The following is a 12,397-nucleotide window of genomic DNA, read 5'->3' on the forward strand; positions in this document are numbered from 1 at the left end:
TTGGGGGGGGGGGGGGCCCGTGGGGCGCTCGGCCCCCCCGCCGCCCCCCGGCCGGGGGGGGGGGGGCGCCCCCGCCGGGCGGGCCGGTGGCCTGACCTTCGGTCAGGCCGGCCCGGCTTCGCCGGGCCTGGTCGGTCCGCTTCGCTTCCCTCCGGGGCCGCTCCGCTTCGCTCCGGCGGCCCGGGTGGCTGAGCCCTGTTCATGGGTTTGAACTGGTCTTGTGGCTGAGGTCGGGTAGGGCTGACTGGGGGAAGGGTGGCCCGGGGGTGGGCGGGTTGACCGACCGTCGGGGGCTGGATCCGGGCGCGTCCGGCCACTTCCCGGCTGGCCGTCCGGCACGCTGGCTCGTCGAATCACCTGGACACCCTCCCGAGCGTGTATCAAGTGCTGAACGTCAGATGATCCCGCCGCAGAGCCTATGCCCATCCGGCGGTTTCACTGGTTTTCGGCCCAGTCTCCGCGACCCGCATCGTGTATCGGAAAGCGGGTGCCAGGTTTTCCCGTCGGACCGGCTGGGTGGATTCTTGGTCGGCGCGAGTGGAAAAACATCTGCCTCGACTCCACGGATTGTGGTAGATTTTTTCTTGTCGGAAGGGGTTGGCGCCCCGCCCGGCTGATCGGTCACTCACTGAAAGGGAAATGCAATGTCCCAGATTACTTTCGCGTCCGTGTCGTCCTCGCCGGTCTTCTCCGTGCTGGTGGACCCGGACCCGAACCAGATCACGGTGATCGTCCAGGCGTGGGCGTGGGAGGGCAAGGGGGTTGACCTCACCGCGGCCGTGGTCGTCCTGCCGGAGGAGGTGGCCGAGGGCGACCTGGTGATCGGGTACGCCTGGACCGAGGACGGCGAGGACGTCACCGACGCCCGCGCGGCCTACCTGTCCTACGAGTTCCCGTTCACCGCCCGGCCCCGCCCCTACCAGCCCTGCGCGGACTGCGACGCCTGCCACGACCTCAAGTTCGTGCGCTCCTTCGGCCACCCGACCGTCACCCTCGGCGCCGCCGGTGACTCCGGCTTCCAGTGGGACGAGTGCCAGGCTTACGGGCCGCTGGAGCCCGTGCTGATCATCCGCGCCGCCGACCGCACCTGACCGGGCCCCGTGTGGGCGGCCACACCGGCCGCCCACACGGGCACGCGGACGCCGCAGGCGACCGCCCCGCCCTCCAGGAAGGCGCGCAGCGCCGCCGGGCCTGGCGGGCCGCCAGGCCCGGCCTGCAAGCCGCAGGCTTCCGCCCCCGCCGGGGGTTGCGAGCCGCGAAGCGGGGAGCGTGCGGGCCGAAGGCACGCCGCTGTTTCCGGGCCGAAGGCCCGGCACGCACCCGCTCCGCGGGGGAAGAGGGAAAAGCGCCCGCCAGTCCGGGGCGCTGCGCCTGTGCAGCACGCTGCGCCCCGCACGGCGCAGCGGGGCTGGCGGTGAAGTCTGGGGTACGGAGGGCGGGCCGCCCGCCCTGTGGGGCGGTCCCCTTGATGGGGAGTCTGGACTAGGTGCACGACCCGCCGACCGCTGATCGATCCGCAGGTCCTCCGGGCGATGACCTCGCCCCGAAATTCCTGCCTCACTGCTGCTCACCCTAGCCGCCCTGGGCGGCTGGCCCGGACCGCTCCTGGTCCGGGCCAGCTGGCGTTTCCCGGCCGGCCAGCGCGTTGCTGCGCCCTGTGCGGGCGTGGCTTGGTGTGGGGGTGTGGCAGCGTTTCGCTGTCTGCCCGATCACTTGTTGGAGAGACCTGATGATTCCCGCCGGCCGTAGCGCCGTTGATGATGCCCTGGCTGCTGCGTTGTTCGGCTACCAGTCGGCCAGCTACCGCAAGCGCCGGCTGTGGCTGGAGTTCCCGCCCGAGATCCGGCCCTTCCACCGCGCTGGCGCCCGCAAGAGGTTCTACGACCGCGAGCAGCTCGCCGTGCACGCCGAGAACCTCCGTAACGGCACCGAGGTGCCGATCCCGGTGCTTGATGTCGATCCGCGAGACCCTGCACCGGAGCAGCAGAGGCCTGGGGATCTCTTGGATCGGGACGAGGCGTATGAGGCGATTCCGGTGGAATCTCGGCCTGCCATGGCTACCTGGCTGCGGTTTATCGCGCCGCCGAGCGGAGGGGCGACCACGGCCGGGCCGGAGCCGGATTTCATTCTTGATAACACTCGTTTCTGGCGTCGGGACACCATCCTGGAATGGAATTCTCGGCGCAGGATTATTGGCCGCCGGAAGGGTTGATGAGTCTGAATAATTGACGTCATCACGATTGAATCTGCCGGGGGCGGCTTTGAGGTGGCTACTGGTCGGGGTTTCAGGTGAGGTCTGGTAGGCGGTTCTGGCTTTTGTCGCCCGTGCTGGACCACGTGATCGTTCGGCCTGGGTGGGACTCCGTTCGGGCGGGGTTGCCCCAGGGAGCATGGCTGGCTGGGTAGTTGGGCGCGGGTGGCGGTGTCCGACCGGGCTGGGCCCTGGGGGTGTTCCCAAGGTGGCGGGGGTGTGGGCGGGAGCGGCTGCTGCGCGGGAGGGGCTGCTGCACCGGGGTGGGTGGTCAACGGGTACCGCGGGGGCGCGTGGTGGGGGTGCGCCGTTGTCCTGTCTGTTGTTGGTGACGGTGTGGGTGTAGCGCTGGGCGGTGGCGTTGCTGAGGCCGAAGAGGGTTTCCAGGTTGCGGGTGTCGCCGTTGGTGGCTTGGGCCTGGTCGAGGAGGCGGTCGGTTCGCAGGGCGGTGGCGGTGAGGTGGGGGGCGAGCAGGAGTTTGAGCCAGCGGCGGCCGACCGGGCGGGTGCCGTTGGCGTTGCGGGTGTTGAGGAACAGGTGGGGGTTGGCTGTGGCGGGCCAGCGGCGGGTGCGGTGGTCGAGGTAGGCGGCCAGTCGCTCTGCCACGGGGGTGGCCAGGGGGATGGAGCGTGGGCCGAGCTGGAGGCGGCCGGGGTGGAGGTCGGCGAGGCACAGGGTGAGGACCTGGTGGCTGGTCAGGGCGTGGAAGGCGATGAGTGCAGTGGCCAGGGCGCGGGCTGGGTCGGGGTCGTTGAGGGCTTCGCGGATGGGGGCGGGGTCCAGTGGCACGGGGACCTTGGTGCGGATGTATCCGGTTTTGATTCCGCTGGTGGGGTCGGTGGGGATCAGGCTGCGGGCGTGGAGGATGCCGAACAGTGAGCGCAGTGCCCGTCCTGTGTGGGCCTTGGCGGCAGCGGCTGTGGGCAGCGCCTGGAGGGTGTCTTGGTGGGTGATCTCGCGCAGCGAGGTCTTGCCGGCACATGACCAGTGGGTGACCACGGGCAGGACCCAATCCAGGTAGAGGCGGGCGGTGATCGGTGAGCGGGGGCGGCGGCGGGGTGTGCTGGTGCTGCCGTGGAGCAGGATGTCGAGCCAGGTGTGCAGTTCCTCGGCCATCGGGGCGGGCAGGACGGCGAGGCGGGGGCGTGCCCACGCGGCGGTGTCGCGGGTGCGTTGGTCGGCCAGCAGGCCGGCGTCGTCGAGGACGTCCAGGGTGTGTTTGAGGGGCAGGTGGTCGAACTGCAGGAGGACCGGCGCGTCCTCTACGCGGACCTGGCCGCCGGCGTCGCCCTGGAGGCCGAGGAGGACGGCCACGCCGATGCGCACGTCCGCGGTCTGGCGCTTGTGCCACCCCAGGCGTGCGGCGCGCAGCGCGACGGCCTGTTGGGCGCGGGCCAGGGCGGCGGGGTCCGCGCTCTGGGCCAGGGAGAGCGGGGCCTGGTGGTTGATGGTGCGGGCCATTTCGAACAGGACCGGCTGGCAGTGGGTACTGGCCGCGGGGAGACCAGGTACGACGTCGGCTGCGGTGGTGGGCCCAGTCGTGCCGGCCCGCGGGCCGGGCGCGGGCAGAGCGGGCAGGGCGGTCGCGGTGGGTGGGGGCGCAGCGGTTGCTGGGGCCGACGGGCGGCGGCGGCAGAAGAGGTCGGCGATGAATAGCTGGTGGCCGTTGGTGATGCTCTCCTCGAGCGTGACCAGGGGCCCGCGCACGGAGCGGACCAGGGCTGCTTGTTTGCGGCAGGACCGGCATACCCGGTCCCCGTCCAGGATCGACTCCCAGGCGCACACCCGGCACGGGGCCGCGGGACCGGCGTAGGTGTACGTCCACGTCAGACAGCCGTGGCACAGCCACTTCAGGTGCCGGGTGGCGCCCCAGGCCAGGCAGTTTCGGCAGGAGTCCGGTGGTGGGGTTGCGGCGGGATGGCAGCGCCTGCACAGGCCGACGGCGTAGTAGTGGGTGCGGGAGCCGCAGCGCAGGCACGGCGGCGCTTGGACCGGGCCTCCGGGCCAGCAGGTGAAGCAGTACGGGACCCGGGGCATGGCCGTCGGGCGGTCGGCGCAGACCTGGCACAGGGCGGGGCGGGTCATGCCGGCGGCTCCGAACGCCGCACACCACGCGCGGGCGGCCCGCCCCGCACGGGGCCGGAACCCTCGCCGGCTGGTACCTCGTCGGCTCGCGCCTGTCCGGTTCGTGCCTGCCCGGCTGGTGCCTTCTCGGCCCGTCCGACGGCCGCGGGCCCGGGAGCAGCGCCCGCGGGCCCTGGGCCGGCCGCGGACGGCCCCGAGGCGGCTGCCCTGGGGCTGTGCCCTGTGTCCGGCAGCGGGCCGCCTCGTGCCGCCGCAGCCGCCGGCTCGAGCTCGGGCGCGGGCGTGCGGTCCTTGAGCGGGCGGTCGGTCGGCGGCTGCCGACGCGTGACGCCACCAAAGACGCGGCCGGCACCGGGACGGACACGCCCCACACCCGCGCCACCGTTCGCGTCGGCAGCGGCGGCAGCGGCGGCAGTGTGTGGGCCCGGTCTGCAAGGCGTAGCGGCCGCGGGTTCACGGGGCACGGCGGCCGCGGGTTCAGGTGTGCACGGCGCAGCGGCGGCGACGGCGGCGGCCGGTTGGGGCCCGTACGGCGCAGTGGCGGCGACCCGCTGCTCGTCGGCAGCGCCGCGCCCGCACGATGCGGCGGCGACGGCGGCGGCGACCGGTTGGGGCCCGTACGGTGCGGCGGCTGGGGCTGGCAGGGGGGTGGGGTGGTCGGGGAGCAGGAGGTGGCCCGGTTCGCAGCCGAGAACCGCGCAGATCGTCTCGAGGTCGTCCAGGCGGATCGAGATCGGTGTGCCTGACCACAGGGCGGATATCTTCCCGGTGCTGAAGCGCCGGCCCGCACCGGCCAGCAGGCGCCGCATCCCCGCACACGTCGTCACGCCGCGGGTGGCGGCGCACTCTTTGAGGTTCCAGCGCACGCGCGTCACCCCTCGCAGCCGAGCCGGGCGGCGATGCGCGCGTTCGCCTGCCCAGGACTGTTCGATGTGGTCCTGGTGGACGTGGATGTAGCCGCTGGTGGTGGCCAGCCAGCGGTGCCCGAGGAGGTCCTGGATCGCCCGCAGGCCCATGCCCCGCTCGTACAGCGACGAGGCGCAGAAGTGCCGCAGGCCGTGCGGGGTGAGGCGGCGCGACCAGGCGGGCAGCAGGGTATCCACGGCGCGGGCCAGGCCGGCGCGCATCGCGTCCGGCCCGACCCGGGCGCAGCGGCCGGTGCGGTCGGGGCGTTCGCTGGGGAACATCGGCGCTCCCGGGTGGGTGAGGTCGTCGCCCCACTGCGGGCGGACATCGGTGAGCCACCACGTCATCAGGGCGTCGATCTCGTCGATCCCCGGGACCAGGCGCTCCTTGGGGCCGGTGCCGGCGCTGCCCTTGCCGTGCCGGACGTGGAGTTTGCCGTGTGGGCCCCAGTGCGGGTACCAGTCGCCGACGTTCAGCATCACGGTCTCGTTGATCCGTAGGCCGCCGCGGCGCCACAGGGAGGCTGTCATGTAGTCCCGGGCGGCGGGCAGGAACTTTCGCGCTTTCGGGAGGCGGGTGCGCCATGCGCCGAACAGGTCGGTGATCTCGCGGCCGGACGGTGGGATGCGCACGAGGCGGTCCGGGCCTTTGTGGGGCCGGTTGAACTCGTCGATCGGCTGCTGAACGCTCCAGCCTGTGACCGCGAGGATGTCCGTGCGGTAGCGGGTGGTCAGGAAGTCGTAGAAACGGGCGATCCTGGCGGCTTTCCCGTAGACGGTGATCGGCATCAGGGCCTTGTCCCGGCGCTGGTGCGCGAGGAAGCGGTCCGCGTCCGCCGAGCGGATCTCCCACAGCGGAATGCCGGTGAACGTGCGGAACTCGGTGATCGCGGCCCGGTCGGCCGCGAGCGTGCCGTCGGTGTTTCCCGCGCCCAGGCCCGCGAGGAGGAACTGATCCAGCAACCGCTCCTCCAACCCCGGCCACCCACCCTCCCGGCCCGACCCACAGTTCCGGTTCGGATCCGGGCCAGGGCCGGAGGCCGGCCACGGCCCCGGCACGGGACGCCCAGCCACCACCACACGCGCATCGACCATGACCCACCGGACTACACCCCGCCGCCGTCAGGAATCCCGACACCCAACCCAACCCCACCCCGACCAGGTGAAAACCCCCTGAACAGCACACACACCCAGCAGCCAGACCCCACACTCCCCGAACCCACGGCACTTCCGACAGTAGATGCCGATTGCGGCGCCGGATGGGTGCAGGGAAGGACACCTCTTCCCACGGCTAACGCGTGGGAAGAGGTGTCCTGGCCGCCGAACGGCTTGCCCAATGGGTCTGATCTGGGCAAACAGCCCCTTGCCGCTGAAGGGTCGTCCTACCTCCCGTCCTACCGAACATGCAACGGCTCTTCCAACCGTGGGCCCAAGGGTGGGCCCTACCGTCGGTCCAACCTGCAGCCAGAGCAGGCGGACGTCCTCCGGCGGTTGGCAAGCAAGACCTGCTTGGGGGCTGACTGGCCAGCAGAGCAATTCCACGCATGTATTGGGCAGATCATTTGGGCTCTGGCGCGTGTTCCGTGAAAGCCGCCCGCGGACCACCGTCAGCTGGTCGCGTCTCCGGGACGCACGCTGCCCGCGTCGAAGTGCAGCTCATAGACCGTGGAGCAGTCGGCGGCCAGGGTGGAGACCGGCTTTCCGCAGCGACACGCGCGGTTGAGGCTGCGGTCGCGGACGGGACCGCAGCAGCAGCCCATGCTCGTTTCGCCACCACGGGTGAGTGGAAGTTCAGGGTCCGCTCAGGGCCAGGGGGTTGGCGAGCCGTCCGGTTCGAGTCCGTAGCGCCATCTTTGGTCTGTGTAGTCGAAGCAGTGGCCTGCGTCCGCGGCCTCTCGGTAGAGGGCGTCGGTGCCTTCCTGGTCCCCCGCTTTCTGGCGTATGTGCGCCAGGTAGGTCAGGCTGAGGATGTAGCCGGCGTCGCCAGCCTGCCGATAGAGCGCCTCGGCACTCTCCCAGTCGCCTGACAGCTCTCTGTTCTTGGCGAGCCTCGCCATGGCTCCGCCATCGCCTGCGTCAGCTGCTTGCCTTAGGAGGGCTTCCGCGCCGTCCCTGTCTTCTTCTTCCTCTCGTATCGTTGCCAAGCGGTACAGAGCGAGCAGGTCGCCAGCGTCCGCAGCCCGGCGGTAGAGGGCTTCGGCGTCCTGCATTCCGCGCACGTGCAGCGCGTCCCCCAGGGAGGTCAGGGTCCTGGCGTCGCTGTTGTCGGCGGCTCGGCGGAGGAGATCTTGGGCGCCCTCGCGGTCCCCGGCTTTCTCCCGCATCGATATGAGACTCATCAGAGCATGAGTGCTACCGGCGTCTGCAGCCCGACGGTAGAGAGCTTCGGCACCTGCAAGGTCCCCGGCACTCTCTCGCCGCGCTGCCAGGTCGTCCATGCCGAAGGTGCCGCCGGCGTCGGCCGCCTTTTGGAGGAGGGTCTCAGCCGCGTCCCGGTCATCGGCCTCCTCACGCAGCCACGCCAGCAAAACCATGGCCTCGGTGTCACCAGCGTCGGCGGCCTTCCGGTAGAGGGCTTCGGCCCCTTCCTGGTCTCCGATCTCTCTTCGCATGGATCCCAGGCTGATCAGAGTCTTGGTGTCGTCGGTCTGAGCGGCCTTCCGGAGGAAGGTGTCAGCGCCCTCCTGGTCCCCGACCCACTCGCTCCTGCGTGCCATCTCCGCCAGTGCGCTGGGATGCCCGACGTCGGCGGCCTTCTGCCGCAGACAGTGGGCCCACAGCAGACGGTGCCTCCGCGCGGCAGCGTCCGTGAGGGCGTACAGATCGTCGGGACGGGTGAGATGCGCGTGAGCGGCGCGCCAGAAGGAGGCGGGCGGGCACAACCGTCTGCGAATGCCACGGCCGTGCTGCTCGAGGATGTCGGCAAGGCGGAGAACCGAATCTAACGCTTCGCCGGGTGCTGGCTCGTCCGGTATGCGGCGCAAAGGCGCTTGCTTGCCATGAACAGGTCGGGCGAGGTCTTCATAGGCAGCTCCGGCCCAGTCGCCGGTGAGCTGGTCCTTGTCGACGTCGGCGACGTAATCGGCGGCAGCATCGGTGAGGAAGGACTGGGGGAGGTGGAGACCCACGCCGAGGCGGCGGGCGTCCATCGCGGCCTCCAGCAGGGCTCGGACAGCGGGGCTGCCCTGTTCGTAGAAGCGCAGAAGTTCGGGGGCTCCGGCGAGATCTTGAGCGACCCGCCCGTCTCCACCGGCTCGGGTGAGGGCGTCGGCCAGCAACTGGTCGCCGTCCCCTGCGAAGGCTTGTGCGGTGCGGAGTTCCTGGGGGCCGAACGTCTCTGGGACCGTGAGGGTACGCCCGGCCAGGAGCTTCCGAACCCGGAGGTGCCGGTCGGTTCCGCCGAAGGCCTGCAGCTGGGTGTACGCGCGTGCGTAGTCCGGCCACAGACTTCCCAGGACCAGGATCGGTCCACGTCCTGGCTCAGTGAGGAGAGTGTGGAGGGCGGAGGCGATGTCTTCACCTACCCGCGGGGCTCCGAGGTAGTGCTGCGCCTCGTTCAGCCACACGACTGTCCGGGGCGCGACGCGCTCCAGGTCGGCGAGTACGGCTTGATGCTCCTCTGGGTGGTATGGGTGCCACAGCCGCCAGCCCCTGGCGGCGAGCGGCTGAACGGCCTCCCAGCACGCCCGGGTCTTACCCGTGGAGGATGTCCCAACGAGCACGAGCATTTGGCTGCGGCCCTCTGCTGCCTCGCACACCACTTCGGCCATCACCTGATCGTGGGCCCGGGGAACATAGCGAGACAGAACTCTCATGAGCCGGGCGCTGGTCCCCGCCGCGGCGATGTTGGCTCCGGCGGGGTGGACCTCCAGATCATGCGGGTCCCAATCCCCGATCGGTTTGCCCAACATCTTCTCTCGACTGGGCGCAGGGCCAGCCTTGCCCGCCGCGGCCCCTTGCAGAGCCAGCAACGGCTCCACGGGCAGACCCAGTACGCGGGCCAAGGCTGCGACGGTACTGGGCGAGGGAACGGGACCACCGGCCTGAAGGGCCAAATGGACGGTGGTGCGGCCCAGTCCCGCTCGGTCACCGAGCACAACCTTGCTCAGCCCTTTGTGGAGCCGTCTGTTCTCCATCTGCCTGCGCAGCTCGGTGAGCGCCGCCTCGCGCTCGTCGTGCTCCCCGCTCACCTGGCCTCCTGCCGATGTGTTCGCCAGTGTTCATTTTCGTCCGCCGAACGTTGGCGAACGTTGCTTTCACGAGACTCAGTCGCACCAACATCCCATCTCACAAGGGGAGATCGCCGTGACTCGTTTCGCGATTGTCCTGCTCGCCTCTGCCGTGGTCGTCGTGTTCGCGCTTCTGATTGCAGCGGCTGCCGGCACCCTGGCGCGGCTCGACGGTGCCACCTACCCAGCCGCCCTGATGCGCGCGGCCACCACCTTCGCCACCGTCCTCACCGTGACCGCTGCCGTGATCGGGGCGCTCGCCCAATTCCTCACCTGAGCCCCCCGCGGGCTCGGCCGAGGACGCGGTCGTGGCCGGCCTCACCCTCCGCTGGAACTCCGGCCCGGTCCAAGGTCGCGTGAAGCGCATCAAGATGATCAGACGCCAGATCCGCGCTGGAAGCGGCCAGCCCTACTGGAGTGGCCCTATCTCGGCATGCGTTTGCAGGTCCGGCCAGCCAAGGTGCCTTCTGGCTGGCGTGCTGATCCTGCCTGGTTCAGTATGGCGGAACCTGCGTCATAGGGGCTTGCCCACGGCTTGCCCAGGCGTCTGACGTGCAGGTTTTCGGCTTGGGCAAGCCTGGTCGGCCTGTGGCTCTACAGGTTCTGCTGGTAGGCGGTCAGGACGGTCAGGGCGGCCTGCGCGGGGGTGTCGTGCAGGGCTGGCTCCTGGGTGGCGACATCGCCGAGGAAAAAGCCCTCGTACACCGCGACCCATCGATCCCCCAGGCCGTCGAGACCGCGCTCGACCCATCCGATCCGGCGGCCTTCGCCGGTCACCAGGAAGACGTCCGGGTCGGCCGTCCAGCCGAGCAGCGCCCAGTAGAAGCCAAAAGTGTCGGGGTCCAGGTCGACGCGGACGTCTGCGTACGGCAGGCCTCGCTGGTCGGGGGAGGGTGGGACGGTGACCGTTTCGCCGGCGGCCGCCGCGGGCTGGTGGGGCGGGGCCGGGTGGTCGACGGCCTGCTGTGCGAGCCGTTGGTCGACGAGTTCGCGCAGCCAGCCGCCCTCGGCCTGCCCGGGTACGGGGGATTCATCCCGGGGGGATTGGGCTTCACGGCCCGGGCCACTCCAACCGCGTCCGTTTACCTCCCGGGAGGAAACGGTGTCCGGGTCGGTGTCGTCGGCCTGGCCCCGCGGGGCGGGTAGGGCGGTGGAAGTCGGGGCCGGGTGTGACTTCAATGGATAGGTTGCGAGTCAGGCTTCTGTGACCTGGGATTGCGACTTGCAGTTTGCGAGCCGTTGCGAGCGTTACTTTGCGAGGTGTTGTTCGGCGGTGTGGCTCTCTGTGACTGCGATCCAGTGTGGTAGTAGTCGTCAGCAGTGCCGCTCGACTGTTGCGCGACGCTGAAGATGTGCACGAACGCAACATGGTCGCTGTCGATGAAGCCGCATGAAATGACCCCGGCAGCCGTCGGGCCGCCGGGGCCATCGTGAACGCGGTGTCAGTTTCATGCTCACGGTGTCGCGCGGGTTTTGGCGGCAGCCGGACAGTCGTGTTGGTGGGGCTGGGGTCCCGCGATGTTGAGGATGGGGTCTTCTCCTTCGTGGATTTCGAAAACGAAGACGACACCGGAGGAGGTGGCCTGGATGGCGCATTGGTTGTCGAAGGTCAGGGGCGTGTAGGGCTGCCAGGCGCAACCGGCGTGGTCGAGAGCCGCGATCACGTCCGCGTACTTGGGGTGGCCGGGGAACGTCTGCTCGGTGACCAGGCCCGCGGGGAGCTCGACGACGTCCCGCCAGGTCTGGAGGCAGATCAGGATGATCTTCTGGCAGCGGCAGATGCTGAGCTCAAGGTCGCCAAAGGCGAGCAGACGCGGCCAGGATCGCCGCTTCCCGACGACCACCTCAAAGGGGTCGCCGAGCGCCTCGGTCACCGCTTTCAAGTTGGCGCCGTTCGCGACCGGACCCACCTGTCCCGAGCGGGCGAGTTCCGTCAGGACATCGAGTAGCTCCATGAGGCGGGAGCCTGTCATCTGCGGAGATGGACTGTCCAACGGCTTTGGGTGGTGGTGGGCCGCTGCGGGTGCCCGAGCCCGGCAGCGGCCCGTGGCTACTCGCTCGCGTGGGTCTCGGTGATGGCCAGTCGAGCGGAGGACTCGTCGACGATGCCCTTCTCCTGGGGGAAGCCGGCGATCAGGGACTGCCAGGCGATGTTGTTGACCGAGCGGGCGGGTGAGGTGACAGATCCCGGGCCAAGCGTGCTGGGTCACCGCGGGCAGGCTGTCAGCAGTTTGTCGACATGGTGGGCCAGCGCTGGCAAGAGGACCGAGTAGGGCGAGCGGGGCGCGTCTCGTCTGAGCCGGTTGGCGAGAAGGATGGCCGGATCGGTCCTGGCGGTGCTGCGGCCCGGTGCTGCGAAGGGCGGACGGAAGCAGGGAGCGAGGCAGGGCTCGCTCCCTGTGACCTGTGACCAGATGAGCGCGGAGAGGGCCTCGTGCAGTTGGCTTGCCGGGGCTGTCGGCTTTCGTTTGTTGACCGCGACGAAGTGCTTGACGAGCTCGGCGAACGCGTCGTCGCCGAGGTGCCAGGAGTCGTGTTGCCGGCGGCGGTGCCGGTAGTCGACGTGGTCGGCCGGAGGAATGGCGGCGAGGTGTTCGGCGACCCGGTGGAGGCTTTCGCGAACTTTGTCCATGCGTTCTCGGGAGCCGGCGGGGACCGACTGCTGAGCCGGGTCGGTCAGCAGGTCGGTGCCGGGCGGAAAGCCGAGGTATTCGGCTGCTTGTTGAGCGTCCATGCCGTCGGCGGCCCGGACGAGCAGGATCGCGGCCGTCCGCCGGAACCTGCGCGAGTGGGGTGGGAACGGGCAGTGGGCCTCCGTCCAGAAGATCCGGAACCAGTGAGCGTTTTCAGCGCGGGCACCGATCGGGTGACGGCTGGGTGACGTCAGCGGGCAGCGAAACGAGCGAGGCTCTCCGACGGTTGAGTGA

Annotated in this window: 9 protein-coding genes and 1 pseudogene; 5 read left to right on the forward strand and 5 right to left on the reverse strand. The window is 70.1% G+C overall.

Going from position 1 to position 12,397, the window contains the following annotated elements; genetic code table 11:
* Window positions 1-644 precede the first annotated feature (644 nt).
* From AB0442_RS39805 to AB0442_RS39820, 4 genes are all read left to right on the forward strand, one after another.
* A complete protein-coding gene (locus AB0442_RS39805) occupies window positions 645-1,091 on the forward strand; it encodes a hypothetical protein (protein WP_366168402.1) in 447 nt (148 codons plus the stop codon).
* Between the two features lie 638 nt (window positions 1,092-1,729).
* Window positions 1,730-2,212, forward strand: coding sequence for a hypothetical protein (locus tag AB0442_RS39810; protein ID WP_366168403.1), 483 nt, complete (start codon window positions 1,730-1,732; stop codon window positions 2,210-2,212).
* A gap of 375 nt (window positions 2,213-2,587) precedes the next feature.
* Window positions 2,588-3,130 carry a hypothetical protein gene (locus tag AB0442_RS39815; RefSeq protein WP_366168404.1) on the forward strand — a complete coding sequence of 181 codons (543 nt, stop codon included), beginning with the start codon at window positions 2,588-2,590 and terminating at the stop codon, window positions 3,128-3,130.
* A gap of 195 nt (window positions 3,131-3,325) precedes the next feature.
* Window positions 3,326-3,907, forward strand: a complete 582-nt coding sequence (locus AB0442_RS39820) for a hypothetical protein (RefSeq protein WP_366168405.1) — start codon at window positions 3,326-3,328, stop codon at window positions 3,905-3,907.
* A 425-nt stretch (window positions 3,908-4,332) separates the two neighbouring features.
* On the opposite strand, the gene AB0442_RS39825 is transcribed toward AB0442_RS39820, so the two are convergent.
* Together AB0442_RS39825 and AB0442_RS39830 are read right to left on the reverse strand one after the other, a co-directional pair.
* Window positions 4,333-6,216 (reverse strand): tyrosine-type recombinase/integrase, encoded by a 1,884-nt coding sequence (locus AB0442_RS39825; RefSeq protein WP_366168406.1) that lies wholly within the window; start codon window positions 6,214-6,216, stop codon window positions 4,333-4,335.
* A gap of 827 nt (window positions 6,217-7,043) precedes the next feature.
* Window positions 7,044-9,431 carry a helix-turn-helix domain-containing protein gene (locus AB0442_RS39830; protein ID WP_366168407.1) on the reverse strand — a complete coding sequence of 796 codons (2,388 nt, stop codon included), beginning with the start codon at window positions 9,429-9,431 and terminating at the stop codon, window positions 7,044-7,046.
* Between the two features lie 115 nt (window positions 9,432-9,546).
* Here AB0442_RS39830 and AB0442_RS39835 point away from each other — a divergent pair, with 115 nt between their 5' ends.
* A complete protein-coding gene (locus AB0442_RS39835) occupies window positions 9,547-9,747 on the forward strand; it encodes a hypothetical protein (protein WP_366168408.1) in 201 nt (66 codons plus the stop codon).
* 317 nt (window positions 9,748-10,064) lie between these two features.
* Here the strand turns inward: AB0442_RS39835 and AB0442_RS39840 are convergent, their stop codons facing one another.
* From AB0442_RS39840 to AB0442_RS39850, 3 genes and pseudogenes are all read right to left on the reverse strand, one after another.
* Window positions 10,065-10,649, reverse strand: a complete 585-nt coding sequence (locus AB0442_RS39840) for a hypothetical protein (RefSeq protein WP_366168409.1) — start codon at window positions 10,647-10,649, stop codon at window positions 10,065-10,067.
* Window positions 10,650-10,924: 275 nt separating this feature from the next.
* Window positions 10,925-11,425 (reverse strand): hypothetical protein, encoded by a 501-nt coding sequence (locus AB0442_RS39845; protein WP_366168410.1) that lies wholly within the window; start codon window positions 11,423-11,425, stop codon window positions 10,925-10,927.
* Between the two features lie 251 nt (window positions 11,426-11,676).
* Window positions 11,677-12,397, reverse strand: a pseudogene (locus AB0442_RS39850) (hypothetical protein); the annotation flags it as partial.

The organism is Kitasatospora sp. NPDC085895, from assembly GCF_040702125.1.
In the GTDB taxonomy this organism is placed as follows: Bacteria; Actinomycetota; Actinomycetes; order Streptomycetales; family Streptomycetaceae; genus Kitasatospora; species Kitasatospora arboriphila.

Excerpts from the sequence above, each read along its gene's own strand:
- AB0442_RS39805 (WP_366168402.1), top strand. The coding sequence starts at position 645 with ATGTCCCAGATTACTTTCGCGTCCGTGTCGTCCTCGCCGGTCTTCTCC.
- AB0442_RS39810 (WP_366168403.1), top strand. The coding sequence starts at position 1,730 with ATGATTCCCGCCGGCCGTAGCGCCGTTGATGATGCCCTGGCTGCTGCG.
- AB0442_RS39845 (WP_366168410.1), bottom strand. The coding sequence starts at position 11,425 with ATGGAGCTACTCGATGTCCTGACGGAACTCGCCCGCTCGGGACAGGTG.